This is a genomic window from Streptomyces sp. P9-2 (assembly GCF_051903975.1).
GTDB lineage: Bacteria > Actinomycetota > Actinomycetes > Streptomycetales > Streptomycetaceae > Streptomyces > Streptomyces cellulosae.
The window spans coordinates 3,506,387-3,531,846 of the sequence record NZ_CP192633.1 but is presented as its reverse complement, the minus strand read 5'-3'; the positions used below and the strand labels follow the sequence as shown (position 1 = coordinate 3,531,846).

At 72.0% G+C, this 25,460-nt stretch carries 22 protein-coding genes; 10 read left to right on the top strand and 12 right to left on the bottom strand.

Features of this window, described 5'->3' with window-relative positions; translation table 11 throughout:
* Positions 1-2: 2 nt before the first annotated feature.
* Together ACQY0Z_RS16140 and ACQY0Z_RS16135 are read right to left on the bottom strand one after the other, a co-directional pair.
* Complete coding sequence (locus tag ACQY0Z_RS16140; protein WP_381731059.1) at positions 3-851, bottom strand: transporter substrate-binding domain-containing protein; 849 nt, start codon at positions 849-851, stop codon at positions 3-5.
* A 202-nt stretch (positions 852-1,053) separates the two neighbouring features.
* Positions 1,054-3,516 carry a phospholipase D-like domain-containing protein gene (locus ACQY0Z_RS16135; protein ID WP_439812450.1) on the bottom strand — a complete coding sequence of 821 codons (2,463 nt, stop codon included), beginning with the start codon at positions 3,514-3,516 and terminating at the stop codon, positions 1,054-1,056.
* Between the two features lie 169 nt (positions 3,517-3,685).
* Between ACQY0Z_RS16135 and ACQY0Z_RS16130 the strand changes: the two genes are divergently transcribed.
* From ACQY0Z_RS16130 to thpD, 5 genes are all read left to right on the top strand, one after another.
* Positions 3,686-4,786: a pyridoxal-phosphate-dependent aminotransferase family protein gene (locus ACQY0Z_RS16130; protein WP_439812449.1), complete on the top strand. Its 1,101-nt coding sequence runs from the start codon at positions 3,686-3,688 to the stop codon at positions 4,784-4,786.
* Between the two features lie 662 nt (positions 4,787-5,448).
* Positions 5,449-5,955 carry a diaminobutyrate acetyltransferase gene (ectA, locus tag ACQY0Z_RS16125; RefSeq protein ID WP_189899601.1) on the top strand — a complete coding sequence of 169 codons (507 nt, stop codon included), beginning with the start codon at positions 5,449-5,451 and terminating at the stop codon, positions 5,953-5,955.
* A gap of 67 nt (positions 5,956-6,022) precedes the next feature.
* Positions 6,023-7,294, top strand: coding sequence for a diaminobutyrate--2-oxoglutarate transaminase (gene ectB, locus ACQY0Z_RS16120; protein WP_189899599.1), 1,272 nt, complete (start codon positions 6,023-6,025; stop codon positions 7,292-7,294).
* 33 nt (positions 7,295-7,327) lie between these two features.
* The gene (locus ACQY0Z_RS16115) at positions 7,328-7,726 is read left to right on the top strand and encodes an ectoine synthase (protein ID WP_019522164.1); all 399 of its coding nucleotides are present in this window, start codon (positions 7,328-7,330) and stop codon (positions 7,724-7,726) included.
* 6 nt (positions 7,727-7,732) lie between these two features.
* The gene (thpD, locus tag ACQY0Z_RS16110) at positions 7,733-8,629 is read left to right on the top strand and encodes an ectoine hydroxylase (protein WP_019522165.1); all 897 of its coding nucleotides are present in this window, start codon (positions 7,733-7,735) and stop codon (positions 8,627-8,629) included.
* Between the two features lie 96 nt (positions 8,630-8,725).
* On the opposite strand, the gene ACQY0Z_RS16105 is transcribed toward thpD, so the two are convergent.
* The 4 genes from ACQY0Z_RS16105 to ACQY0Z_RS16090 all read right to left on the bottom strand — a co-directional run bounded on the left by ACQY0Z_RS16105 (position 8,726) and on the right by ACQY0Z_RS16090 (position 11,975).
* A complete protein-coding gene (locus tag ACQY0Z_RS16105; RefSeq protein ID WP_439812448.1) occupies positions 8,726-9,778 on the bottom strand; it encodes an aminotransferase class V-fold PLP-dependent enzyme in 1,053 nt (350 codons plus the stop codon).
* A gap of 101 nt (positions 9,779-9,879) precedes the next feature.
* Positions 9,880-10,620, bottom strand: a complete 741-nt coding sequence (locus tag ACQY0Z_RS16100; protein ID WP_189899596.1) for a DsbA family oxidoreductase — start codon at positions 10,618-10,620, stop codon at positions 9,880-9,882.
* Between the two features lie 102 nt (positions 10,621-10,722).
* Entirely contained in the window at positions 10,723-11,331 is a 609-nt protein-coding gene (locus tag ACQY0Z_RS16095; protein WP_439812447.1) for a DUF1349 domain-containing protein, read from the bottom strand.
* Between the two features lie 47 nt (positions 11,332-11,378).
* The gene (locus tag ACQY0Z_RS16090; RefSeq protein ID WP_439812446.1) at positions 11,379-11,975 is read right to left on the bottom strand and encodes a hypothetical protein; all 597 of its coding nucleotides are present in this window, start codon (positions 11,973-11,975) and stop codon (positions 11,379-11,381) included.
* 222 nt (positions 11,976-12,197) lie between these two features.
* On the opposite strand from ACQY0Z_RS16090, the gene ACQY0Z_RS16085 reads away from it, so the two are divergent.
* Together ACQY0Z_RS16085 and ACQY0Z_RS16080 are read left to right on the top strand one after the other, a co-directional pair.
* Positions 12,198-13,931 carry a sensor histidine kinase gene (locus tag ACQY0Z_RS16085; RefSeq protein WP_439812445.1) on the top strand — a complete coding sequence of 578 codons (1,734 nt, stop codon included), beginning with the start codon at positions 12,198-12,200 and terminating at the stop codon, positions 13,929-13,931.
* A gap of 90 nt (positions 13,932-14,021) precedes the next feature.
* Complete coding sequence (locus ACQY0Z_RS16080) at positions 14,022-14,684, top strand: response regulator transcription factor (RefSeq protein WP_189899588.1); 663 nt, start codon at positions 14,022-14,024, stop codon at positions 14,682-14,684.
* A gap of 21 nt (positions 14,685-14,705) precedes the next feature.
* On the opposite strand, the gene ACQY0Z_RS16075 is transcribed toward ACQY0Z_RS16080, so the two are convergent.
* Positions 14,706-16,235 carry an aldehyde dehydrogenase (NADP(+)) gene (locus tag ACQY0Z_RS16075; RefSeq protein ID WP_254585949.1) on the bottom strand — a complete coding sequence of 510 codons (1,530 nt, stop codon included), beginning with the start codon at positions 16,233-16,235 and terminating at the stop codon, positions 14,706-14,708.
* 142 nt (positions 16,236-16,377) lie between these two features.
* Here ACQY0Z_RS16075 and ACQY0Z_RS16070 point away from each other — a divergent pair, with 142 nt between their 5' ends.
* The 3 genes from ACQY0Z_RS16070 (at position 16,378) to ACQY0Z_RS16060 (ending at position 19,302) form a co-directional block, all read left to right on the top strand.
* Positions 16,378-17,151 carry an IclR family transcriptional regulator gene (locus ACQY0Z_RS16070; protein ID WP_004989734.1) on the top strand — a complete coding sequence of 258 codons (774 nt, stop codon included), beginning with the start codon at positions 16,378-16,380 and terminating at the stop codon, positions 17,149-17,151.
* Between the two features lie 3 nt (positions 17,152-17,154).
* The gene (locus tag ACQY0Z_RS16065) at positions 17,155-17,628 is read left to right on the top strand and encodes a GNAT family N-acetyltransferase (protein WP_254585948.1); all 474 of its coding nucleotides are present in this window, start codon (positions 17,155-17,157) and stop codon (positions 17,626-17,628) included.
* Positions 17,629-17,844: 216 nt separating this feature from the next.
* Positions 17,845-19,302 (top strand): peptidoglycan D,D-transpeptidase FtsI family protein, encoded by a 1,458-nt coding sequence (locus ACQY0Z_RS16060; RefSeq protein WP_347225542.1) that lies wholly within the window; start codon positions 17,845-17,847, stop codon positions 19,300-19,302.
* Positions 19,303-19,379: 77 nt separating this feature from the next.
* On the opposite strand, the gene ACQY0Z_RS16055 is transcribed toward ACQY0Z_RS16060, so the two are convergent.
* The 5 genes from ACQY0Z_RS16055 to ACQY0Z_RS16035 all read right to left on the bottom strand — a co-directional run bounded on the left by ACQY0Z_RS16055 (position 19,380) and on the right by ACQY0Z_RS16035 (position 25,388).
* A complete protein-coding gene (locus ACQY0Z_RS16055; protein ID WP_189899580.1) occupies positions 19,380-20,828 on the bottom strand; it encodes an NCS2 family permease in 1,449 nt (482 codons plus the stop codon).
* Between the two features lie 144 nt (positions 20,829-20,972).
* A complete protein-coding gene (locus ACQY0Z_RS16050; protein ID WP_381730463.1) occupies positions 20,973-22,043 on the bottom strand; it encodes a dienelactone hydrolase family protein in 1,071 nt (356 codons plus the stop codon).
* The gene (locus ACQY0Z_RS16045) at positions 22,040-23,152 is read right to left on the bottom strand and encodes a pectinesterase family protein (RefSeq protein WP_381730464.1); all 1,113 of its coding nucleotides are present in this window, start codon (positions 23,150-23,152) and stop codon (positions 22,040-22,042) included. Before ACQY0Z_RS16045 ends, ACQY0Z_RS16050 begins: the two co-directional genes overlap by 4 nt.
* Before the next feature lie 88 nt (positions 23,153-23,240).
* Complete coding sequence (locus ACQY0Z_RS16040; RefSeq protein ID WP_439812444.1) at positions 23,241-24,566, bottom strand: pectate lyase family protein; 1,326 nt, start codon at positions 24,564-24,566, stop codon at positions 23,241-23,243.
* Positions 24,567-24,599: 33 nt separating this feature from the next.
* Positions 24,600-25,388, bottom strand: coding sequence for a rhamnogalacturonan acetylesterase (locus ACQY0Z_RS16035; protein WP_439812443.1), 789 nt, complete (start codon positions 25,386-25,388; stop codon positions 24,600-24,602).
* Positions 25,389-25,460: the final 72 nt, after the last annotated feature.

Sequence of the window (25,460 nt, the reverse complement as noted above, 5' to 3'; positions counted from 1 at the left end):
GGTCAGGAGGCGGCCGGCGAGGCGGCGGACTCGTCGTACGGGCCGATCCACTGCTCGTACAGCTTCTTGTACGTGCCGTCGGCCTTGGCGTCCGCGAGCGCCTTGTTCACGGCCTCGCGCAGGGCGGTGTTGCCCTTCTTCACGGTGAAGCCGTACTCCTCGCCGGTGTCGATCTGCTCGGCGACGGTGAAGGCGTCGGCGTTGGCCTTGTCCTTCAGCCAGCCCTGGACGACGGGGTAGTCGATGACGACGGCCTTGACCTGGCCGGTGCGCAGGCCGTTGAGGACGGCGTCGGAGGACTCGAAGGAGACCGGGTCGTAGCCCTGGCCCTTGACGTAGTCCTCGCCGGTGGTCTGCGCCTGGGCGCCCAGCTTGACGTTCTTCGCCTTCACGTCGGCGAGGGAGCCGACGCCGCTGTCCTTGGCGACGAGGACGGCCTGGGTGGCCTTGAAGTACGGGTCGGAGAAGTCGACGTTCTTCTTCCGCTCCTCGGTGATGGTCATGCCGGCCGCGGCCAGGTCGCACTCGCCGGAGTTGAGGAAGGCGCCGGTCTTGAAGTTCTCGAACGGCGTGTCGAGGATCTCCTGCTTCACGCCGAGGTCGTCGGCGACGAGGTCGATCAGGGCGACGTCGAAGCCCTGCACCTTACCGTCGATCTCCGACTGGAACGGCGGGTACGGCAGGTGGGTGCAGGTGGTGAGCTGCCCCGCCTTGACGAGCTCGACCCCGCCGGCGGTCGTGGAGCCGCCGCCCCCGTCGTCGGTGGACGTGCAGGCGGCGAGGAGCACCATCCCGGCCGTCGCGGTGGTGGCAACCAGGACCCGGGTCCTGCGGCCGGGAAGCGTGTTCACGAGGGGCCTCCTGTGAGCGAAACGAGAAGTTCCGATTATAAGGAAACGTTTGGGCACCTCACATCAATCGGAGGAGGACTACGCCGTTCGGCCTCCGATCTTCCGCCCGCGCTCCGCGGCCGCCCCTCCCCCCACGCCGACGGCCCGGACCGCGGGGAGCGGTCCGGGCCGTCGGCCGGCGGGGGATGCGAGGGCCGTGCGCCTACTTGTTGGCGAAGGCGTCCCGCAGCCGCATCTCGTTGAACTCGTTCCCGTCGTAGTCGTCCGAGTACGTCAGGGACAGCCGGCCGTCCGGCGCCAGGGTGACCGCGGGACCGCCCTGTCCGCCGCCCGAGACGACGTTCATCCGCCGGGCCGGGAGACGTCCGGTGGTGCTGCCGTCGAAGTCGAAGCCACGGGCCCACACGTCGTCGAGGCCGTCGACGAAGGTCTCCTTCCACGCCACCACGAAGTCGCCGGCGTCGGAGACGGTGACGTCCGGGTCGGCCTGGGTGCCGATCGGACGGTCGCCCGGCACCTCGGCCGAGTCCGGCGTGGTGCGCGTCTCGGCGCCGCCGGGGGCGCCGGTGGCCGAGAACGTGCGGTGGTACACCCGCTGCCCGCGGACCACCGTGCCGCTGCCGGTGGTGTACTCGTCCGCCCACGCGGCCACGATCCGGCCGTCGCCGGTCACCGCGACCGCGGGCCGGGTCTGCCGGCCGTCGGTGAGCGAGTTGGCGGTCTTACGGGCGACCGCGAAGCCGCCCGAGGTGTTCAGCGTGGCCAGGCCGATGTTCAGCCCGCCGTTGCCGTCGGCGTCCTCCTCCCACACGACCGTCGCCCGCCCGGCGTCGTCCACGGCCACGTCCGGGCGGCGGTTGGAGCCGGCGGCGCCGGAGTTGATCGTGCTGACCTGGACGTCCTGGTAGCGCAGGGCGCCGGTGCCGGACCAGCTCGCGGCGTACACCTGGTTGAGGGTGGACCCGTCGGCCGTGGACTCCCATGCCACCGCGTAGGAGCCGTCCGGGGCGACGGCGACGGTCGGGCGGAGCTGGTCGCCGTCGCCCGAGGCGTGCGGACGCGGCAGCGTGGTCACGGTCCCGTCCGGGGCGACCCTGCGCACGGCGATGTCACCGTACTTGTTGCCGTCCTCGTCGGCGGTCCACACGACGACCGCGTTGCCGTTCGCGTCGACGCCCACGTCGGGCTTCTGGTGGGACCAGGTCGCGTTGGTGCCGCTCGTGCTGAGCTTCTTCTCGTTCCACAGCGGCACGCCGTCCTTGTACATGCGGATGTAGACGTCGGTGCCGAGTTCGGTGTCCGAGGAGTCGTGGCGGTCGCCCTCCTCGTAGACCACCGCGGTCCAGGTGGCGGAGGCGGTGCCGCCGGAGGCGACCGCGCTGTAGTGCTGGTCGCCCTCGGCCTTGGTGTTGACCCGCGAGTAGTGCTGGGCGGTGGAGCCGTAGACGGTGGAGTCGATGTCGTACGTGCCCTGGCGCACCGCGTTGAAGTTGTCGACGTACGCCTGGTAGATCCCCGGGTCGTCGATCCTCAGCAGCGTCTCGTCGTTGCGCTGGAGCGCGCCCTTGGTCCAGTTGTGCGAGCCGGTGAAGACGTGCCGGACCTGGGTGCCGTCGGCCTTCATCCACTCGGTGAGCAGGTACTTGGAGTGGGTGGTGCCGCGGTTGCAGGTGATGGTCGAGTAGCGGCAGCCGCCGGGGCGGTTGGCGTACACGGGGATGTCCAGGCCGGTGAGCTCGTTGACCCCGGCGTTGTCGCCGTCGCCGTTGGGGTCGCTCAGGTCCCGGCCGTTGATCTCGATGGCGCAGCCGGCCGCCTTCTTCGCCGCCAGCGCGGTGTGGATCGCGGGCCGTGAGCTGCGCTCGTCGAGCTCGGCCGCGGAGATCCGGATGCGGCCGTCGCGGGCGCAGTCGACGTCGTCGATGAACGAGGCGACGATGTCGGCGTTGCCGTAGTGCGAGGCGTCGGAGGCGGTGTCGCGTGGGAAGAAGAACGCCTCCACCGGGGCGTCCGGGTCGCTCGTGGTGTGGTCGTACGTGGTGTGCAGGCTGTCGCCCGCGTGCTTGACCTGGTCCTGGAAGTGCGCGATGTACCGCGCGGCCAGCTGCGCGTTGTTGGAGACCACCAGCGCGTTGTTGAGCTCGCCGGACTGGGAGAGGGCGATGTTCTGCGAGCTCTGCCAGACCACGTTCTTCCGCCCGTCGTCCAGGGCGGTGAAGACGAAGTACTTGTCGTGGCTGATGGCGTTGACGTCGTCGGGACCGTTGCCGAGGCAGCTGTTCGTGCACCACGTCCAGGTGGAGCCGTTCTTCAGCTCGGCGGCGGTGAAGGGCGTGCTGATGGACTCGTTGCGCTTCTCCGCGACCATGCGGAGGGTGACGCCGCGGTCCTGCGCCTCGAGCATCTTCGCCTTCAGCTCGGCGAGCCCGAACCAGTACATCCCCATGTACACGGTGGAGCCCGGCGCCGCCCGGTCGACCAGACCGGCGAGGTCGTTGAGGATCGAGTGGTCCAGCGTGGTGCTGCCCGGCTTGGTGTAGTTGAACACCGCCTTGTGGTCGCCGGACGTGACGTCCGCGGCCTGGGCGGTGGTGGGGGCCAGCAGGCTCAGGCCCAGCAGGGCGGGTACGGCGAGTGAGCCGGCGAGCCGTATTCGTCTTCGCACGTGAGCGCTTCCTAGATGTGGGGGTCGTCCTCCAGCAGGGGCGTCACGGTAGTGGTCCGACGGGCAAGATCACAGAGGGCCTTCGGACAACCTGCGGGCGGTCCCCGGGGACGGGTTAGGCTCGCAGGCGCGTACCGCGTACCGCGATCCTGAGCGAAAGAGCACCACCGTGACGAACCTCCTCCTGGACCTGCCCCCGCTGAGCGCAGCGCGCTTCGCCTCGATCGAGGACCGGGTGGCGCGGCTGCTGGGCACCGGGCAGGACGTCCTGATCACCCAGGGCGAGGCGCTGCTGCCGCTGGAGGGCGCGATCCGCGCGGCGGCCGGGCCCGGGACGACCGCGCTGAACGTCATCACCGGCCCCTACGGGCAGACCTTCGGCGACTGGCTGCGGGACTGCGGCGCCACGGTCATCGACCTGACGGTGCCGTTCCACACGGCGGTGACCGCCCAGCAGGTGCGGGACGCGTTCGCGGAGCACCCGGAGATCGACTTCGTGTCGCTGGTGCACGCCGAGGCGGCCACCGGCAACACCAACCCGGTCGCCGCGATCGGCGAGGTGGTGCGGGAGCACGGCGCGCTGTTCTACCTGGACGCGGTCGCCTCGGTGGGCGCGGAGCCGGTGCTGCCGGACGCCTGGGGCGTCGACCTGTGCGTCATCGGGGCGCAGAAGGCGATGGGCGGGCCGGCCGGGGTGTCGGCGGTGTCGGTGAGCGAGCGGGCCTGGGCCCGTATGGCGGCCAACCCGAACGCACCGCGCCGGTCCTACCTCTCCCTCCTCGACTGGAAGGAGCGGTGGATCGACGGCGGCCGCAAGACGCTGCTGCACGCGCCGGCGCAGTTGGAGATGCTCGCGCTGGAGGCGTGCGTGGAGCGGATCGAGGCGGAGGGGCTGGAGACGGTGATGGCCCGGCACGCGTCGGCTGCCGCGGCGACGCGGGCGGGGGTTGTGGCGCTGGGCGGGGGGATCTCGCCGTACGTGCGTGACGCGGGGGATGCGGCGCCGGTCGCCACGACGGTGCGGGTGCCTTCCGGCACGACGGCGTCGGACCTGGTGGCTCGCGCCCTGGCCGCGGACCCTGAGCTGCCGCTCGCGGCGGGGGGCGGCGCTTTGGCGCGGGAGATGATCCGGGTGAACCACTACGGCCCGGACGCGACGCGGGGGACGGTGCGGACGTGTCTTTCCGCTTTGGCGACGGCCCTGACGGACGCGGGGCTGTCCGTGGACCTGCCGGCGGCGTTGTCGGCGGCGGAGCGGGCCTGGGCCTGAGCGGGGGTTGTTACTGGGCGTCGGCGCTGGTGCGGACCGGGGGGCACCGCGCAGCCCGGCGCCGACAGGGTGCCGCCTGCGCCCACCCGTGCCGCCCCGAGCCGCACGACTCCCGCGGACTGGGCGCCCTCCAGCGGCGCGGGGAACTGCGCGACCAGCCCCCACGGGCCGCAGCACACGGCAGACCGCAGGTCCCGGCAGACGGGATACCGCCCGGCTCAAGGACACGGATCCAGGCGAGGCACGCTGCGAAGGCGTCGCCCGGCGCCCAGCTGATGCGCGCATCTACAGAGTGATCGGGGCGTGAATTCCAAGGGGATTAGTGAAATCCCTCGCACAGATACTCCCGCGACATTATCCGGCTTATTTCCCTATTACTCTGCTGAACAGCTTCCCGTTCTCTTCTGCCCGCTCTTCCGGACCCTAAACGCCCCGATCCGGGAAGCGGCAACCGGACGTTTCCGGTCGCGGTCACGAGAGTTACACGGATGTGACCGGTTCCACATCGTGCCTGATTCACCCCACTTTGCACCGTGCGAAACGGTACATTTCGCCGACCCCTCGCGCGGACACGCCCGCACACGCGATAACACATGACACGCTCGTGCGTAAACCCCGCAGGACGATGCAATTTTGAATTTACCTCGGTAAGTTCAATTCGCATGACTGCCGCACAAGCAGACCTGCAAATCGACCGCCCGACCGTGGCGGACGGAGCCGTGCTGTGGCGGATAGCCAGGGACTCGAAGGTCCTCGACCTGAACTCGTCGTACAGCTATCTGCTGTGGTGCCGTGACTTCGCCGCCACCTCGGCCGTCGCTCGCGACGAGCGCGGAGAGGCGGTCGGCTTCATCACCGGCTACCTCCGGCCGGACAGCCCGCGCACCCTGCTGGTCTGGCAGGTCGCCGTCGACGAGGCGCACCGCGGCCGCGGTCTGGCCGCCGCCATGCTCGACGCGCTGGCCGCCCGGACCGCCGCGGAGCACGGCGTGGACACCGTGGAGACCACCGTGTCCCCCGGCAACACCGCCTCCGAGCGCCTGTTCACCGCGTTCGCGGAGCGTCACGGCGCCCTGCTGGAGCGCGAGGTGCTCTTCGACGCCTCGGACTTCCCCGACGGACCGCACGACCCCGAGGTTCTCCACCGCATCGGGCCGTTCGCCCTCTGACGGACCGGCCCGGCCCCCAGTCTTCCGACTCCCTCTGACTTCCCACGCCACCGAGGAGCGATTCGTCGTGACCATCACCCAGCCCGACCTCAGCGTCTTCGAGACCCTCGAGTCCGAGGTGCGCAGCTACTGCCGCGGCTGGCCCACCGTCTTCGACCGCGCGCACGGCAGCCGCATGTACGACGAGGACGGCCACGAGTACCTCGACTTCTTCGCCGGAGCCGGTTCACTCAACTACGGCCACAACAACCCCGTCCTGAAACGCGCCCTGATCGACTACCTGGAGCGGGACGGCGTCACGCACGGTCTCGACATGTCGACGACGGCCAAGCGCGCGTTCCTGGAGTCCTTCCAGAACTACATCCTCCGCCCGCGTGACCTGCCGTACAAGGTCATGTTCCCGGGCCCGACGGGCACCAACGCCGTGGAGTCCGCGCTGAAGCTGGCGCGGAAGGTGAAGGGCCGCGAGTCGGTCGTGTCGTTCACCAACGCCTTCCACGGCATGTCGCTGGGCTCGCTCGCCGTGACCGGCAACGCCTTCAAGCGGGCCGGCGCCGGCGTCCCGCTGGTGCACGGCACGCCGATGCCGTTCGACAACTACTTCGACGGCCAGGTCCCGGACTTCCTGTGGTTCGAGCGCATCCTGGAGGACCAGGGCTCGGGCCTCAACAAGCCGGCGGCCGTGATCGTCGAGACGGTGCAGGGCGAGGGCGGCATCAACGTGGCCCGGCCCGAGTGGCTGCGCGCCCTGTCCGAGCTGTGCGAGCGGCAGGACATGCTGCTCATCGTCGACGACATCCAGATGGGCTGCGGCCGCACCGGCGCGTTCTTCTCCTTCGAGGAGGCGGGCATCACGCCGGACATCGTCACCGTCTCCAAGTCGATCAGCGGCTACGGCCTGCCCATGGCGCTGACCATGTTCAAGCCGGAGCTGGACGTCTGGGAGCCGGGCGAGCACAACGGCACGTTCCGCGGCAACAACCCCGCGTTCGTGACGGCCACCGCCGCCCTGGAGGCGTACTGGGCGGACGGCTCCGCGATGGAGAAGCAGACCCGCAAGCGCGGCGAACAGGTGGAGCAGGCGATGATCGCCATCACCGAGGAGAACCTCGCCGACGTCAAGGAGTACCGCGGCCGCGGCCTCGTGTGGGGCCTGGAGTTCCACGACAAGGCGCGCGCCGGCCGGGTCGCCAGGCGCGCCTTCGAGCTCGGTCTGCTGATCGAGACGTCCGGCCCGGAGAGCGAGGTCGTCAAGCTGCTCCCCGCCCTGACCATCACCCCGGACGAGCTGGACGAGGGCCTCAGGGTCCTGGCCCGCGCCGTCCGTGAAACCGCCTGAAACACACCCCAGCCGAGGAGGCATCGCAACACCGTGATCGTCCGTTCGTTCAAGGAGCTCGAAGGCACCGACCGGCACGTCAAGAGCGCGTCCGGCACGTGGGAGAGCAAGCGCATCGTCCTCGCCAAGGAGAAGGTCGGCTTCTCCGTGCACGAGACGATCCTGTACGCGGGTACGGAAACGAACATGTGGTACGCGAACCACATCGAGGCCGTCGTCTGCACCAAGGGCGACGCCGAGCTGACCGACCGCGAGACCGGGAAGACGTACCACATCACCCCCGGCACGATGTACCTCCTCAACGGCCATGAGCGGCACACGCTCAAGGTCAAGGAGGACTTCCACTGCATCTGTGTCTTCAACCCGCCCGTGACCGGACGGGAGGACCACGACGAGAACGGCGTCTACCCGCTGCTCACCGAGGAGGTGTGATCCACCGTGACCACGACCACACGCGTCACCGATCTGTACCCGACCCGCGGTGCCACCGAGGTGGTCACCCCGCGCCAGGACCCGGTCGTCTGGGGTTCCCCGGACACGCCCGGCCCCGTCTCGGCCGGTGACCTCCAGGCGCTGGACCGCGACGGCTTCCTGGCCGTCGACCAGCTGATCGGCCCGGACGAGGTCGAGGTCTACAAGCGCGAACTGGACCGGCTGGTGAGCGACCCGGCGATCCGCGCGGACGAGCGCTCGATCGTCGAGCCGAAGTCGCAGGAGATCCGCTCGGTCTTCGAGGTGCACAAGATCAGCGAGGTGTTCGCCCGGCTGGTGCGTGACGAGCGGGTCGTCGGACGCGCCCGGCAGATCCTCGGCTCGGACGTGTACGTCCACCAGTCGCGGATCAACGTCAAGCCCGGCTTCGGCGCGAGCGGCTTCTACTGGCACTCGGACTTCGAGACCTGGCACGCCGAGGACGGTCTGCCGAACATGCGCACCATCTCGGTCTCGATCGCGCTGACCGAGAACTACGACACCAACGGCGGTCTGATGATCATGCCGGGGTCGCACAAGACGTTCCTCGGCTGCGCGGGCGCCACCCCGAAGGACAACTACAAGAAGTCCCTGCAGATGCAGGACGCGGGGACGCCGTCCGACGAGGCGCTGACCACGATGGCGTCGGAGTACGGCATCAAGCTGTTCACCGGCAAGCCCGGCTCGGCGACCTGGTTCGACTGCAACTGCATGCACGGCTCCGGCGACAACATCACGCCGTACCCGCGCAGCAACGTGTTCATCGTGTTCAACAGCGTCGAGAACGCGGCGGTCGAGCCGTTCGCGGCCCCGATCCGCCGCCCCGAGTTCATCGGCGCGCGGGACTTCACCCCCGTGAAGTAGGGACACGCACGGCGGTGACGTGTGCGCACCGCCTCATCGACTGCGGGCCGGGCCTCCTCGTGTGGGACAAGGAGGCGCCGGCCCGCTGCCGTGCGCTCAGCCGGACAGCGCGTCGAGCAGCCGGTCCACGTCGGCGGCCGTGTTGTAGAGGTGGAAGGACGCCCGCAGGTTGCCGGCGCGGTTGGACACCTCGATGCCGGCCCGCGACAGCTCCGGCTGGAGCCGTCCCAGTTCCGGCACGGACACGATGGGCGAGCCGGGCGCGGGCACGGGCTCGTGGCCCAGTGAGGCGAGCCCGGTACGGAACCGGTCGGCGAGGGTGAGGTCGTGGGCGCGGACGGCGTCCACGCCGAGCTCCTCGAGGAGCGTGAGGGACGCCCGCAGGGCCGCGTAGCTGAACAGCGCGGGCGTGGTGTCGAACCGCCGTGCGCTGCGGGCGAGTTCGGCGACGGGGCCGTAGCAGCTGCCCCACGGGTCCTCCCCCGAGGTCCAGCCCGCCTGCACCGGGACCAGATCGCCGAAGTCCTCGGGGACGGTGAGGAAGGCGGCGCCGTGCGCGCCCAGCAGCCACTTGAAGGTGATGGCGACGGTGTAGTCGTACGCGCCCGCCTCCACGGGCAGCCAGCCCGCCGCCTGGGAGAAGTCGACGTAGGTGCGCGCCCCGTGGGAGCGGGCCGCCTCGCGCAGCGCGGGCAGGCCGGCGATCCGGCCGTCGGCGGACTGCGCGGCGCTGACCGCGACCAGCGCGGTGCCCGGCCGCACGGCGTCGGCGAGCCCCTCCAGCGGGGCGGACCGCACCTTGAGGTCGCCGCGCGCGTGGAAGGGGTTCAGCACGGAGGTGAAGTCGTCGTCGGCGGTGAGGACTTCGGCGCCCGGCGGCAGGGACGCGGCCACCAGCGAGGAGAACAGGGCGACGGTGGCCCCGGCCGCGACCCGCTCGACGGGCACCCCGGCCAGCCGGGCGTAGGCGGCGCGGCACACCTCGACGTCGGCGAACAGCGGGTCGAGCGGGCGCCCCTCCGCGCGCAGCCGTACGGCGGCGTCGAGCGCGGCCACGGCCCGGGCGGGCAGCAGGGCGCTGCTCGCGGTGTTCAGGTAGGTGTTCTTCGGGGTGAACTCGGCACGGACGAGGCTCTCGAAGGTCTCCATGGGACCACTCTGCGACCCCGCCGCGCCCCCGTCCATCGCATATGTCTGCGCGGTACCGCTAAGGAACGCTTATACGTTCCCGCCGGCCTGCGGGTTCGCTCCTACGCGTTCCGCGCCCGCGTGTCCTCCTGCCCGGGCACCGCGCACCCGTCCGGGCCGCAGGCCTCGGCGCCCGCGCCGCCGTCGACGAGGGTCAGCGGGGACCGCTCGCCCCAGGCCTGGGTGAGGGCGCGGGTGAAGACCTCGACGGGCTGGGCGCCGGAGACGCCGTACGTCCGGTCGAGCACGAAGAACGGCACGCCGCGTGCGCCGAGCTCGGCGGCCTCCCGCTCGTCCTGGCGGACCTCGGCGGCGTACGCCTCCGGGTCGGCGAGCACCGCGCGGGCGGCCTCGGGGTCGAGGCCGGCGGCCTCGGCGAGTCCGACGAGCCGCTCGTCGTCGCCGAACAGGGAGCGCTCCTCGGCGAAGTTGGCCCGGTAGAGCAGGTCGAGCAGCTTCTCCTGGCGGCCGTGCTCGCGGGCGAGGTGGAGCAGGCGGTGCATGTCGAAGGTGCCGCCGTGGTCGCGGCCCCGGGTGCGGTAGGGCAGGCCCTCGGCGGCGGCCTGGGCGCCCAGGTTGTCCTCGCCGGCCTCGGCCTGCGCCTGGCTCATGCCGTACTTCTTGGTGAGCATGGTGAGCACCGGCTCGACGTCGTCCTTGGCGCGGCCCGGGTCGAGCTCGAAGGAGCGGTGGACCACCTCGACCCCGTCGCGGTGCGGGAAGGAGGCCAGCGCCTTCTCGAAGCGGGCTTTTCCGACATAGCACCAGGGGCAGGCGATGTCGGACCAGATCTCGACGCGCATGGGCGGGCTCTCTCCAGGGTCGGCACGGCTGCGGAGACCTCCTCCGCAACCGGATGAACGTTCAAGTACCCGCCGGCATTCCCACCGGGGACCTGGCCTCGCTCAGCTGCCGTCGCGCAGGTCCGGGGGCCAGTGCAGCCGGTACTCGATGTGGTCGAAGGTCACCACGCACCCCTCCCCCATCGGCGACTGGGTCGCGAATCCGACCAGGGCCGCCCCCGTCTCCTTCTCGTCGCCGAGGGTGAACAGCCGGACGAAGGTCCACTGCTTGCCGTCGCAGGAGGCGTGGAAGGCGAAGGCGCGCCCGGTGCGGCTCACCCGCAGCCAGACCGTCTTGCCCTCCACGGTGAAGGAGTTGGCGTCGTCGGAGTGGCCCCGGGTGACGACCGTGCAGACGGTGGGCACGTCCGGGGAGTATTCCAGGCACAGCTTGGCCCACGCGCGCTCGCCGACGTGGACGTAGAGCACCCCGGCGTCGAAGGAGCCGGCGAAGCCGACCGTGACCCGGGCGATCAGCTGGAAGTCGCCCTCGGGCGCGCCGAGCAGCCGGGGCGCGTCGGCGGCGGACTCCAGGGACTCGCCGGTGGGCGGCACGAAGCGGTCCTGCCGCGGTCCCGCCCATCCGGTGAGCACGCCGTCCTCGTAGGACCAGGAGCCGTCGGGGCCGTAGGTCCGCAGCGGGAAGGGGAGTTCGGGTATGTCCAGGTCCATGGCGGGATTGTCCCAGGAGCGGCCCCGCCGCGCGGAGCGGGTCCCGGTCAGCGGCCGTGGAAGGTGTCCAGGGCGACCGCCTGGGCGACGGCGAGCCGCAGGTCGAGGGCGGGGTCGGTCACCTCGACGCGGTAGCGGTCGCGCAGGCCGAGTTTCTTGTCGACGCTCATCACGGGCTTGCCGTCGCTCTCGAAGTCGAAGTGGTACGGCCAGGCGAACGGCACCAGGTCCAGCGGCAGCCAGTCCCAGGCCCGGCGCAGGACGGCCACGAACCGGTTGCGCTCGCGGCCCACGGCGTCGGGCGCGCCCGGCTGCTCCAGCACCCAGGTGGAGCGGACCAGGGAGGTGAGGAACCGCTCGTGGAAGGAGCCGATCGGCTTGCCCTCCGCGTCCAGCACGTCGAAGCCCTCGCCGGGGTCCAGCAAGGTGCGCTCCTTGACGGTGAACGCGACCTGGCTCCTGGACTCGTCCGTCCAGAAGGTCAGTTCCTCCTTGAGGGAGAACCTCTTCAGCACGGCGTGGGCGAGGACCCTGCCCTCGGAGCCGTCCCGCGCGGTCTCGGTGACGAGGTAGCGGTCGGTCTTCAGGGTGGCCTTCTGCGTGACGGTGAAGCGTCGGCCCGACCAGGCTCCCGTTGCGTCCACTGCTGCGCTCCCGGTGTCGATGGAGGGTGTGCCGCCGGCGGAGGTCCTCACCGGCGTCCCCATCGTCGCGGGACGCGCCGGGTGGGCGCAGTCTCCGGAAGTCGCGTGCTTCAACGACCAAAGAGAATGTGGACGTTGACGGGCGTCGTTCACTTTCGTCGTTCGGGGCCGCTACGGAGGGAGGATGCCGGCGCCCCGGTGCGGGCCCCTAGGGTCGGGCGCGTGGACTCAGCGCAGACCTCCCGCCCCGCCCCTCCCCTGCTGTCCCGGCTGGCCGCCGCCGCCTCCTGGTCCCGCGGCCGGATCGCCGGGGAGGCCGTGCTGCTCCTGGTGCTCGCGGGCATCGCGGGCACGATGTACGGCACGGAGAGCGGCTCCGCCGCGAAGGGCGGGGCGCTGGCCCTGCTCGTCGCCCTGCTCTCGCTGGTCAGACGGTCACTGCCGGCCACCGTGCTGCTCGTCTCCTCCGTCCTGGCCGGCTCGGTCCTCGGCTGCGGCCCGCTGCTGATCTACGCGAGCTGGTCCGCGGGCAGCCGCATCAGACGCCCCTGGCGCGCGGTCGGCGCGTACGCCGCCGGGCTGGTGCTGTACGTCGTCCCCGCCCTGCTCGCCGACGGAGGCGAGGGGATACCGGGGCTGTCGCTGCTGATGACGGCGGTGCTGGGGGCGGGCCCCTACCTGGTGCTGGCGGTCGTGCCGGGGCTCGCCTCCCGGTACCGCGCGCAACGCCGTGACCTGCTGGAGGCGCTCCGCCGGCACAACGCCCAACTGGTGCGCGAACAGGCGATGGTGGCGCGGCAGGCGCGGCTGCTGGAGCGGCAGCGGATCGCCCAGGACATGCACGACAGCCTCGGCCACCAGCTCGCCCTGATCGCCGTGCACGCGGGGGCGCTGGAGGTGGACCCGGGCCTCGGCGACCGGCAGCGGGAGGGGGTCGGCATCCTGCGGGAGGCCGCCAGGTCCGCGATGCGGGAACTGCGCGAGGCGGTCGGCATCCTCCGGGACGACACCGACGAGCCGACCGTGCCCGCGGCCACCCCAGAACCGGAGGCGGCCGGGGCGCCTCCCGCCCGGGGCGCGGCCGGGGTGGACGCGCTGGTCGCGTCGTCGCGGAGCGCGGGCGCGCCGGTGGGACTGCGCCGCTCGGGCGAGCGGCGGCCGCTCGCCCCGGCCGCGGACCACGCGGTGTACCGCATCGTCCAGGAGGGCCTCACCAACGCGCACAAGCACGCGCCGGGCGCCCCGATCACCGTGGAGCTGCGCTACGAGCCGGACAGTCTGGTGGTGGAGGTGGCCAACGCGCCCGTGCCGGAGGGGGCGCCCGCGGGGCCGCCCGCGATCAGCGGCGGCCAGGGCCTGGCGGGGCTGGAGGAGAGGGCCCGGCTGGTGGGCGGCATGGTGCACAGCGGCCCCTCCCCCGACGGCGGCTTCCGCCTCGCCGGTGTGCTGCCGTACGGCGACGGCGCCTCGCCCGTGGGCCGTGAGGACGCGACGTCCGTCGCCGCGGGACGCGACTTCCGGGGGCAGATCCGGGAGGGCGCCGCGGGCGACGGTGGAGCGGACATCGACCGCTCCGACCCGAAGGAGTACGCCGCCATCATGAGCAGCAAGAAGAACGTCGCCCTGGGCTGCGCCCTCGTCTCCGTCGTCCTCGTCGCCGGTGTCGGCGCCCTGCTGGTGTGGGGGGTGAACAAGGCGATCGACGAGGTGCAGAAGGGGGTCATACCGGCGTACGTGTACGAGGACGCGCGCGTCGGCGACTCCGAGGCGAGCCTGCGCAAGCAGTTCCCCGAGGGCGACTCGCTGCTCACCGAGGGCGTGGAGAAGCAGGGTCCGCCGCTGCCCGAGGACGCGGTGTGCGAGCACTTCGTGGACGACGAGGCGGACATCGTGTACCGGTTCTGCTTCCGCGACGGGAAGCTGGCCGGCAAGGCGTTTTACCCGCACGAGATCTGACGGGCCGCCGGCTCCGGGCCGGCGGGGGGATCGGGCATGATGGCATGGCTCCGCCATCCGCCCGTCCCACCGCACCGCGCAGGAGGCCGCGTGATCCGGGTCCTGGTCGCCGACGACGAGCCGCTCATCCGGGCCGGCATCAGGATGATCCTCACCTCGGCCGACGACATCGACGTCGTCGCCGAGGCGCGGAACGGCCGGGAGGCGGTGGAGACCGCCCGCTCCACCGCCGTCGACGTGGCGCTGCTGGACATCCAGATGCCGGAGCTGGACGGGCTGACGGCGCTGGCCGAGATCGGCCGGACAGCGCCCCAGGTGCGGGTGCTGATCCTGACGACGTTCGGGGAGCGGGAGAACGTGCTGCGGGCGCTGGGCCACGGCGGCGCCGGGTTCCTGCTGAAGGACTCCGCGCCGCAGGAGCTGATCCACGCGGTCCGCGCGGCGGCGGCCGGGAACGCCTATCTCTCCCCGGCCGCCACCCGGCACGTGGTGGACACCCTGGCCTCGCCCGCCGCGACCGCGCGCGGCGAGGAGGCGCGCCGCCGGCTGTCCGCGCTCACCGAGCGGGAGCTGCAGGTGCTGGCGCTCCTCGGGGAGGGGCTGTCCAACGCGGACGCCGGGGCGCGGCTGCACATGAGCGAGGCCACGGTGAAGACGTACGTCAGCCGCATACTGACCAAGCTGGACTGCGACAACCGGGTGCAGGCCGCGCTCCTGGCGCGGGACGCGGGCCTGGAGCCGGCCGGCGGGTGAACGCCGGCCGGACGGACGGGGTCAGCGCTCCAGGCGGCCGTTGAAGCGGCGGGGCAGCCCGAGCGGGTTGTCGTCCTTGAGCTCCGGCGGCAGCAGCGCCTCGGGGGCGCCCTGGTAGACCACGGGCCGCAGCCAGCGCTCGATCGCCGTGCCGCCCACGGAGGTGGACGTGGAGGTGGTCGCCGGGTAAGGGCCGCCGTGGTGCTGGGCGGGGGCGACGGCGACGCCGGTCGGCCAGCCGTTCACCAGGACGCGGCCCGCCAACGGCGTCAGCTCCCGCACCAGTTCGGCGCCGCTGCCCTGTCCGGCCGCCTCCTCGGAGGACAGGTGCACCGTCGCGGTGAGGTTGCCGGGGAGCCGGGACAGCACCGCCCGCACCTCCGCCTCGTCCGTGTAGCGGGCGATCACGGTGACCGGTCCGAAGCACTCCTCCAGCAGCAGGTCGTGCGCGCCCTCGCGGGTCAGCCGCTCCGCGGGGACGGTGAGGAAGCCGGCGCTGACGGTGTGCTCGCCGCCCGCGCCCGCGGTCACGGGGGACTCCACGTCGGGGAGCTGGGCGCGCTCGGTGACCCCGGCGAGGAAGGTGTCGCGCATGCGGTGGTCGAGCAGGACGCCGGGGTCGGTGTCGCTGACCGCGTCCGTGAGGGACTTCAGCAGGGCGTCGCCCGCGGCGGAGGCCGGGGCGAGGACCAGGCCGGGCTTCACGCAGAACTGGCCGACGCCCAGCGTCATCGAGCCGGCCAGCCCGGCGCCGATCGCCTCGCCGCGCTCGGCGGCGGCGGCCTCGGTCACCAGGACCGGGTTGAGCGAGCCGAGTTCGCCGTGGAACGGGATCGGCACGGGGCGGGCGGTGGCCTCGTCGAAGAGGGCGCGTCCGCCGCGGACCGAGCCGGTGAAGCCGGCCGCCGCGACCAGCGGGTGCCGGATCAGCTCGATGCCGGCGTCGAAGCCGTGCACCAGGCCGAGCACGCCGTCGGGCACCCCGTGCCGGGCTGCGGCCCGGCGGATCACCTTGGCGACCAGCTCCGACAGGGCGGGGTGGTCGGGGTGGGCCTTGACGACGACGGGGCAGCCGGCGGCCAGGGCGCTCGCGGTGTCGCCGCCGGCCACGGAGAACGCGAACGGGAAGTTGGACGCCGAGTAGACGGCGACGACGCCCAGCGGGATCTTGCAGCGGCGCAGGTCGGGGACGGGCGGGGTGGCCGTGTCGTCGGGGTGGTCGATGACGACGTCGAGGAAGGCGCCCTCCTCGACGATGCCGGCGAAGGCGCGCAACTGGTAGCAGGTGCGGGCGAGTTCACCGGTGAGGCGGACCGGGCCGAGCGCGGTCTCGGCGTCGGCGGCCTCGACGAGCCGGTCGCGGGCGGCCTCCAGTTCGTCGGCGGCGGAGCGCAGGAAGGCGGCGCGGACGGTGCGGTCGGCCAGCGCCTCGCGCGCGGCGTGGGCGTCGCGGACGGCGGCGTCCACCTCCTGGGCTGTGGCCTCCACCGCAACCTGTTCACGCTGCTTCCCGGTTCGGGGGTCGACACTCCAGACTGGTGCTGCTGCCACCGCGGGTCCCTCCACTTGAATGCCGCATGCAATGCCGCAGTATGTACGTCACCCACCGCCGATGTTCGATATACTGAACACTGTCTCTGTGGGTGAATGCGCTTCGGAGACTATTTCCCGGCGAACGAAGGGGTCAAGGGCGATGTCGGCTGGCGAGACGGGCGGCGGGGCGCAGGTCAAGTCCGCGGTACGGACCGTTGAACTGCTCGAATACTTCGCCGGACGCCCCGGGATGCACTCCCTGGCGGCGGTCCAGGAGGCCGTCGGCTACCCCAAGTCCAGCCTGTACATGCTGCTGCGCACGCTGGTCGACCTCGGCTGGGTGGAGACGGACGCGACGGGCACCCGGTACGGCATCGGCGTACGGGCGCTGCTGGTCGGCACCTCGTACATCGACGGCGACGAGGTCGTCGCGGCGGCCCGGCCCACGCTGGACCGGCTCTCCGACGACACCACCGAGACCATCCACCTGGCGCGTCTCGACGGCACCAACGTGGTCTACCTCGCCACCCGCCAGTCCCAGCACTACCTGCGCCCCTTCACCCGCGTCGGACGCCGGCTGCCCGCGCACTCCACCTCGCTGGGCAAGGCGCTGCTGAGCACCTACACGGACGAGCAGGTCCGCAAGATGCTCCCCGAGACGCTGCCCGCGCTCACCGAGAACACCATCACCGACCGGGAGAAGCTCATCGAGGAGCTGCACCAGGTGCGGGAGCAGGGCTTCGCCGTGGACCGCGAGGAGAACACCCTGGGGCTGCGCTGCTTCGGCGTGGCGATCCCCTACCGCACGCCCGCCCGGGACGCCATCAGCTGCTCGGTGCCGGTGGCCCGGCTCACCCCCGCACACGAACAGATGGTGAAGGACGCCCTGTTCGACGCCCGCGACCGGCTGACCCTGGCCACCCGGAGGCTCTGACCCGTGGACATCGCCCTGCGCCCGGTGCACGACAGCGACCTGCCGGTCTTCTTCCGGCAGACGAACGACCCGGAGTCGGTGCGGATGGCCGCCTTCACCCCGCAGGACCCGGCCGACCGGGACCGCTTCGACGCGAAGTGGGCGCACATCCGCAGCTCGCCGGAGATCGTGGCGCGCACGGTGCTCGCGGACGGGGACGTGGTGGGCTCCGTGTCCGTCTTCGGCGAGGCGGGCGAGCGCGAGGTGACGTACTGGATCGACCGCGCCTACTGGGGCAAGGGCATCGCCACGGCAGCGCTCCGCGCCCTGCTCGCGGAAGTCGCCGACCGCCCCCTCTACGCACGCGTGGCCGCCGACAACACGGGCTCGCTGCGGGTGTTGCGCAAGTGCGGCTTCGAGATCACGGGCAAGGCCAGGGGCTACGCGCCGGGCCGCGGCGAGGAGACGGACGAACTGGTCCTGGCGCTGGAGCGCTGAGGCGCGCCTCGCGGGGTGCTCGTGGACGGGTGGCCTTCGGGCGCCGGCCGGAACAGCCCCCTCAGGGGCGCGGGGAACTGCGCGACCGGCCCCCACCGGGCCCGCACCCGCCATGGGTGAGCGACCTCACGCCCGGTGGGCGCCCGTATGAACCCCCGATGAGAATCGGCCCGGACGGGAACGCCGCCCCCACTCCCACTCGTCTGTCCTGACGCGATGAACAGAACCATCAGGCGTGCCTCGGTCTTCACCCTGCTCCTGGTCTTCGCCCTCCTCGTGCGGGCGACCTGGGTGCAGTTCTACGAGGGCCGGGCACTGGCGGACGACAGCGACAACCGGCGCAACGCGATCGAGACGTACGCGGAGCCGCTGGGGAACATCGTCGTGGCCGGAGAGCACATCACCGGCTCGGCCCGGACGAAGGGAAGCGACCTCGCGTACAAGCGCACCTACACGGACGGTCCGCTGTACGCGGCGGTGACCGGCTACGCCTCGCAGGCCTATGCGCCGACCCAGCTCGAGGGCATCTACGCGGACGTCCTCAACGGCACGGACCCCCGTCTGAAGACGGTGACGGACATGGTCACCAACGGGCGGGCCGCCCCGGGGAACGTGGTGACGACCGTGGACCCGGCCGTGCAGAGGGCGGCGTACAAGGCGCTCGGCGACAAGAAGGGCGCCGCCGTCGCCATCGACCCGGAGACGGGCCGGATCCTCGCCGCCGTGTCGACCCCGTCGTACGACCCGGCGTCGCTGACCGACGCCAACACCGCCGGCGAGGCGTGGACGCGGCTGAACGACGACCCGGACAAGCCGCTGACCAACCGGGCGCTGCGCCAGCCGCTGCCGCCCGGCTCGACGTTCAAGCTGGTGGTGGCGGCCGCCGCGCTGGAGGACGGGCTGTACGACTCGGTGGACGAGCGGACCGACAGCCCCGACCCCTATCCGCTGCCGGGCACGACGAGGGACCTGGGCAACGAGAACCCGTCCGCGCCCTGCGAGAACGCCTCGATCCGGGTGGCGCTGCAGTACTCCTGCAACAACGTCTTCGGCAAGATGGCCGTCGACCTGGGGCAGGACAAGGTCCGGGAGACGGCGGAGAAGTTTGGCTTCAACGACGAGGAGCAGGACGTCCCGGTGCGCGCGTACCCCAGCGTGTACCCGTCGGACATGGACCGGGCGCAGACCGCGCTGAGCGGCATCGGCCAGTTCGACGTGACGGCGACCCCGCTGCAGATCGCGATGGTGTCGGCGGCGATCGCGAACGACGGCGAGCTGGTGTCGCCGCACATGGTGTCCCAGGTGACCGACAGCGGCGGCGACGTGCTGGAGGACCACGACGAGGACGCCTCGACACGACGGATCGTCAGCTCCTCGACCGCCGAGCAGCTGAGGTCGGCGATGCGGACGGTGGTGGACGAGGGCACGGGCACCAACGCTCAGCTGTCCGGCGCCACGGTGGGCGGCAAGACCGGTACCGCGCAGCACGGCGAGAACAACAGCAAGACGCCCTACGCCTGGTTCACCTCGTACGCCGAGTCCGACGCGAACGGCAAGAAGGTGGCCGTGGCGGTGCTGGTGGAGCAGTCCGACGCGGAGCGTTCGGAGGTCAGCGGCAACGGCCTGGCCGCCCCGATCGCCCGGGAGACCATGAGGGCCGCGCTCCAGGACTGACCTCGCGGGACACACGCGTGCGGGCCGCCCCCGGTGTTCAGAGGGGGCGGCCCGCACGTGCCGCGCGACGGCGGGGATCAGACGCCGAGCAGCTGCTCGATCGGGTCGATCGCGAAGTACACCAGGAACAGCGCGGAGGCGCCCCACAGCAGCCAGTGGACCTCCTTGGCGCGGCCCAGCACCGTCTTGATGAGGACGTAGGCGAGGAAGCCGGCGCCGATGCCGTTGGTGATGGAGTAGGTGAACGGCATCACGGCGATGGTGAGGAACGCCGGGATGGCGATCTCGTAGCGGTCCCACTCGATGTGCTTGACCTGGGTCATCATCAGGAAGCCGACGGCGACCAGGGCGGGGGCGGCGGCCTGGAGCGGGACGATGGTGAGCAGCGGGGTGAAGAACAGGGCGAGCGCGAACAGGCCGCCGGTGACCAGGTTGGCGAAGCCGGTGCGGGCGCCCTCGCCGACGCCGGCCGCCGACTCGATGTAGGAGGTCGCCGAGGAGGCGGAGGCGGCGCCGCCCGCGACGGCCGCGGCGCCGTCGATCAGCAGGACCTTGCCGAGCCCCGGCACCTTGCCGTCCTCGTCCAGCAGGCCGGCCTCGGCGCTGACGCCGACGACGGTGCCCATGGTGTCGAAGAAGTCGGACAGGATCAGGGTGAACACCAGCAGCACGACGGTGACCACGCCGACCTGGCCGAACGCGCCGAACAGGCTGAACTGGCCGAGGAGCCCGAAGTCGGGCGTGTCGACGATCTTGTCGGGCCACTCCGGGGTGGTGAGGCCCCACGTCTCGACGTCGGCGAGCGCGTTGATCACCAGCGCGACGACGGTCATGGTGACGATGCTGACGAGGATCGCGCCGCGCACCTTGCGGGCGAGCAGGCCGATGGTGAGGAGCACGCCGACGCAGAACACCAGCATCGGCCAGCCGGCGAGGGTGCCGGTGCTGCCGAGCTGGACCGGCACGGTGGTGTTCGCGGCGTCCGGGATGCGGGTGACGAACCCGGCGTCGACGAAGCCGATCAGGGCGATGAACAGGCCGATGCCGACGCTGATGGCCTGCTTGAGCTGCTGCGGGATGGCGTGCATGACGGCCTCGCGCAGCCCGGTCACCACCAGGACGCAGATGAGCAGGCCCTCCAGCACGATCAGGCCCATGGCGTCGTCCCAGCTCATCAGCGGGGCGAGCTGGAAGGCGACGACCGCGTTGAGGCCCAGTCCGGCGGCCAGGGCGAGGGGCAGGTTGCCGCCGACGCCCATGACGATCGTCATCACGGCGGCCACCAGGGCGGTGGCGGTGGTGAGCTGCACCGGGTCGAGCTGGTCGCCGAACTTGTCCTTCGCGCTGCCCAGGATGAGCGGGTTGAGCACGAGGATGTAGGCCATCGTGAAGAAGGTGGCGAAGCCGCCGCGTATCTCACGGGCGTACGTCGAGCCCCGTTCGGTGATCCGGAAGAACCGGTCCACGCCCGTCGCCGCGGGCGGCGCACCGTCCTGCCGTTCGGCCGTCTTCTGTGCCTCGGACATGCAACTGCTCCTCGATGAGCGGGAGATGATGATCTGCTGAACGCTGGCTGGATTGTGCCCGTGCCGTACGTCGTTCCGGTGTGCTTCGTGTGACGGATTGGCATACCGGCGGGCCGGACGCCGTCCGGTCCCTCGCACGGGGGGTCAGGCGTGGAGCACGGAGTCCAGCCAGGCGTACGTCTCGTCCTGCATCGGGGAGTCGAAGGTGTGCCCGCGCCCGGGCCGCACTGTCAGCCGCAGCCGGTCCTCGGCGTCCCAGGCCCGCCAGACGGCGCGCAGCCTGTCGTGGGCGACGCGTACGCCGTCGGCGGGGAAGTGGGGGTCGTGCTCGCCGTGGAGGAACAGCATCGGTTTGGGCGCGGCGATGCTCGCGACGTCGGGAAGGTCGAGGTGGCGGGCGAGTCCGGGGTGCAGCATGTGGAACGCGGACTGGCCGCGCAGGGTGTTGTTGCCGGGCACCAGGATCTGCTTCAGCCCGGTCATCCAGCACACGCTCGCGGCGGCGGTGACGTGGTCGCTCAGCGCGGCGGTCTGCCAGGCGCGGTGGCCGCCCATGGACCAGCCGGCGGCGGCGACCCTGCGCGCGTCGACCCGGTCGAGGCCGGCGAGGAAGGCCGCGGCGCGCTGGTCCTCGCGGGCGTGCAGTCCGGCGAGGGAGGAGCCCACCTGGTAGAGGGCGGCCGCGAGCGCCTGCTGCTCTTCGTATACGAGCGGGCCGCGTTCGCCCCAGCCGAGGGCGTCGAGGCACAGCACGACATGGCCGCGGCGGGCGAGTTCGTCGCCGGGGAAGCGTCCGTCGAAGTGGCGTCCGGCCCACTCCTCGGCGGAGGCGAGCCGGGTGTCGTCGTACCAGGGGCGGACGCACTTCTCCTTGCCGATGTCGAAGCGGGAGCCGTGGTCGTGCAGCAGCAGGACGGCGGGGAAGGGGCCGGCGCCGTGCGGGGTGAGCAGGACGCCGCGGGCCCGGGTGCGGCGGGTGAGCGTGACGGCCACCGACTCCCGCGAGTAGCCGTCCCCTTCGGGTCCGGGGGTGTGCTCGGGGTCGAAGGGCAGGCCGGGTTCGGCGGGGACGAGGAGCGCGTCCTCCACCGCGGCCCGGGCCGTCCGGCGCCAGCGCGCGGGGTCGCGGACGGGCGAGGTCCCCCAGGCGAGCGGGAACGTCAGGTCGTCCTTGAGCGCGTGGAGCAGGCCGGGCGGTCCGGGCAGGGAGGTCATGCCTGGGGCCGCCAGTCGCCGAGCCACGCCTGGCGGGTGTGCGTGGCGGCCTGGGCGGGGGTGAGCTGGGGCCGGTTGGCGGGGACGGTGATCACCGCGCCGGGGCCGGTGTTGCGGTACTCGGCGAACCGCTGGTCCTGCCAGGGGTATCCGCTGGACATGGTGGTGTAGGGCGCGACGGCGTCGATGCCGGCGCCGAGGCGGGTGTCGCGGACGGTGAGCATGGGCCGGGCGGTCGGGTCGGAGCTGGGCACCCAGGGGCGGGCCAGCTTGTAGTAGCCGTCGGGCGCCTCGCTGCTGACGCGGCTGCCGGTCACCAGGAAGCCGCGCGGGTTGGTGACGGCGGTGGAGGGCGCGAAGACGAAGCCGAACGGGGCGGACGTCAGGTCGGTGCGGACCAGGGTGCGGAAGTCGCAGTCCTCGAACACCGCGGTGGCCCGGCCGAAGACGAAGTCGACGTCGCCCTCGGCGTAGCAGCGCGTGAAGTACTGGCGGGCCACGGTGTCCAGGGACGCCGAGTCGGCGTAGAGGGTGTCCTGGTGGCCGAGGAACCGGCAGTCGTAGAAGGCGCTGCGGTCGCCCATGACCTTGACGGCGACGGCCTGGGTGCCGCTGACGCCGGGGTGGCCGGCGCGCAGCCAGTCGTTGGCGAAGGTGATCCGGCGGGCGGTGAAGCCGTCGGGGCGCAGGGTGGTGGTGGCCGACCCGGAGGTGCCGTAGGTGCCGGAGCCGTCGGGCTTGGGGGTGCCGGCCGCGTTGTCGTACACGACGACCACGTCACTCGGGTCGTCGGAGGCGCCGAGCCAGGTCATGCCGGTGCGGTCGGCGGGGACGGAGACGGTCTCGCGGTAGACGCCGGGGGCGACGACGAGGGTGCGTCCGGTGCCGGTGGCGGCGTCGACGGCGGCCTGCAGGCTCGTGAAGTCGCCGGCGCCGCGCGGGTGGACGTACAGGGTGGCGGAGGTGAGCCGCGCGGACGGGGAGCCGTAGCGGCCGAAGGGGCGTCGTGGACGCCGGTGCGCGTGGGCGGGTGCGGCGGCGAGGACGAGGGCGGAGCCGGCCGCGGCGCCGGCCAGCAGGACGTTCCTCCGGGACAGGTTCGAGGGCATGCGGGTGCTCCTTCGGGGGACTGGTGGGGGGAGCCGGTGCGGTCCGCTGTGGGGGCGGACCGCACCGGCGGCCTCGGACGGTTGCGGGTCAGCGGAGGCGGCCCGCGCCCGCGCCGAGACGGACAAGGGCGGGCACCGCCCACGCCGGGTGCACGGTCCTGCGCAGGGTGGGGGTCCAGCCGGCGCCGGAGCGCAGGGTCTCCTCGGGGATCTCCGCGTTGTGCACGGCGATCAGGTCGACCGGCCTGCCGTTGACCAGGTTGTGCCGGGCGGTGAGCGGCGAGTCGTTCCAGCGCTTGAGGACCTTCGCCGGGCTGATGCCCTCGGGCAGGGTGAACGCGTTGTGCTCGGCGACGAGCTGGGACTCCTTGCCGACGCCGAAGCTGTAGCCGTACCCGGAGCCGGCGACGAAGTGGTTGTTGTAGACGTCGACCTGGCCGAACCGGACGCGCGGGGTGCGCTCGGTGAGGTCCGTGAACAGGTTGTGGTGGAAGGTCGCCTTCAGCTTGCCGCGGTCGCCCACGGCGGTGGACTCGCTGTCGCTGTTGCCGATGAGGATCGTCTTGTCGTGCTCGGTGAAGACGTTCCAGGAGGCGGTGACGTAGTTGGCGCCCTTGACGATGTCCAGCTCGCCGTCGTGCTGCTGGTAGAGCATGCCGAAGTACGTGGGGGCCGCGCCGTCGGGGTGCGCGCCGTCGGTGAACGTGTTGTGGTCCAGCCACACATGGGTCGCGCCGTGCACGACGACGGTGTCGTACTCGCTGTTCCAGTTGCCGCGGTCGCCGTCGGTGGGGTCCCACTGCGGGAAGCAGTCGACGGGGCTCTCCAGGGTGAGGTTGCGGACCACGACGTTGTCCACCTCCTTGATCTGGAGGCTCGCGCCCTTGATGGCGGCGTCGCGTCCCACGCCGATGATCGTGGTGTTGGAGGGGACGTTCACCTTGATCACCGCGTCCTGGTGGGCGGCGGAGGCGCGGCGCAGACCCTCGGGGCTGTCGTCGGGCTCGTCGCTGAGGTCCCGCTCCAGGCCCCAGGTCCCGGGGGCGTACGTCTCCAGGTAGGCGTCCAGGTCGTAGCCGGGGACGGCGAGCGCGTCGCAGCCGTCGGCGACGGCGTCGATGGTGCCCTTCACCTTGATGATCTTCGGTGCGTCCCCGCCCTCCGCGAGGGCGGCGGTGAACTGGGCCCAGTCGGTCACGGTGCGGACGTGCGCGGCGTCGGCGGCCGCGCCTCCGGTGGTGCCCGTGCCGTAGGACGCCCAGCCGTCGCCGGCGGGCAGGGCTTGGCGGGCGGGGTCGCGGTGCGCGGGGCCGTGGGCCTGCGCGGCGGTGCCGGTCAGGGTCAGCACGAGGGCGGTGCAGCCGGCCAGCACACCGGCTCTCCTGGCATGCCCATGCCATACAGATGCGTTCATGGTGCGGCTCTCCTGTTCGTGGTCCGGGGGGTGTTACGCGGCGGCCTCCGGCCAGGTGATCCACGCCGTCGGGATCTCCTCGTCCAGCCGCCGCACGTCGTGCGGCGCGAGCACCCGGGTGCGCAGCAGCTCCCGGGCGACCAGCCGTGCCACGGCGATCGCGCCCGTCGGGGAGAAATGCCTGTTGTCCTGCTTGGTGTCGGTCCAGTTGAAGTACGCCTGCGTCGCCTCCGGCCCCAGCTCCTGCCAGAGCGCCAGGGACAACGCCTGCACGTCGAGCAGCGCGACCCGCTCCTCCCGGGCGAGCGCGCGCATCGCCTCCGGGTACTCCCCGTGGCTGGGCACGGCCCGCCCGTCCGCGTCGAACCGCCGCCGCTCCACCGGGGTGGCCAGCACCGGCCGCGCTCCCCGCGCCCGGGCGCCGTCCAGGTACAGGCGCAGATACCGCTGATAGGTGGTCCAGGGCTCGGTGTACCGGCTCGGGTCGTCCGCCTTCTCGTCGTTGTGCGCGAACTGCACGATCAGCAGGTCGCCCGGACGGACGCCGGCGAGCAAGGCGTCCAGCCGCCCCTCGTCGACGAAACTCTTGGAACTCCGGCCGTTCACCGCATGGTTGGCGACGGCGAGCCCACGCCCGAGCAGAAACGGCAGGGCCGTCCCCCACCCGGTCTCGGGGGCGGCGGGAGCGTACTTCTGGGCGGCGGTGGAATCACCGGCGACCCACACGGTCCGCGCCCGCCGCGTCCCGGCATGAGCCGTACCGCCCACACTCACAACAGCACCGACCCCACCGACGACAACGTGCCTACGCGAAAGAGACACAACCTGTGCCTTTCAGAGAAGGGGGAGATGAAGCGCGCCCCCAAGGTGCGCGGGGAACTGCGCGACCGGCCA

Excerpts from the sequence above, each read along its gene's own strand:
- ectA (WP_189899601.1), top strand. The coding sequence starts at position 5,449 with ATGACTGCCGCACAAGCAGACCTGCAAATCGACCGCCCGACCGTGGCG.
- ACQY0Z_RS16105 (WP_439812448.1), bottom strand. The coding sequence starts at position 9,778 with ATGGAGACCTTCGAGAGCCTCGTCCGTGCCGAGTTCACCCCGAAGAAC.
- ACQY0Z_RS16100 (WP_189899596.1), bottom strand. The coding sequence starts at position 10,620 with ATGCGCGTCGAGATCTGGTCCGACATCGCCTGCCCCTGGTGCTATGTC.
- ACQY0Z_RS16095 (WP_439812447.1), bottom strand. The coding sequence starts at position 11,331 with ATGGACCTGGACATACCCGAACTCCCCTTCCCGCTGCGGACCTACGGC.
- ACQY0Z_RS16070 (WP_004989734.1), top strand. The coding sequence starts at position 16,378 with ATGTCGGCTGGCGAGACGGGCGGCGGGGCGCAGGTCAAGTCCGCGGTA.
- ACQY0Z_RS16060 (WP_347225542.1), top strand. The coding sequence starts at position 17,845 with ATGAACAGAACCATCAGGCGTGCCTCGGTCTTCACCCTGCTCCTGGTC.
- ACQY0Z_RS16055 (WP_189899580.1), bottom strand. The coding sequence starts at position 20,828 with ATGTCCGAGGCACAGAAGACGGCCGAACGGCAGGACGGTGCGCCGCCC.
- ACQY0Z_RS16050 (WP_381730463.1), bottom strand. The coding sequence starts at position 22,043 with ATGACCTCCCTGCCCGGACCGCCCGGCCTGCTCCACGCGCTCAAGGAC.
- ACQY0Z_RS16045 (WP_381730464.1), bottom strand. The coding sequence starts at position 23,152 with ATGCCCTCGAACCTGTCCCGGAGGAACGTCCTGCTGGCCGGCGCCGCG.
- ACQY0Z_RS16040 (WP_439812444.1), bottom strand. The coding sequence starts at position 24,566 with ATGAACGCATCTGTATGGCATGGGCATGCCAGGAGAGCCGGTGTGCTG.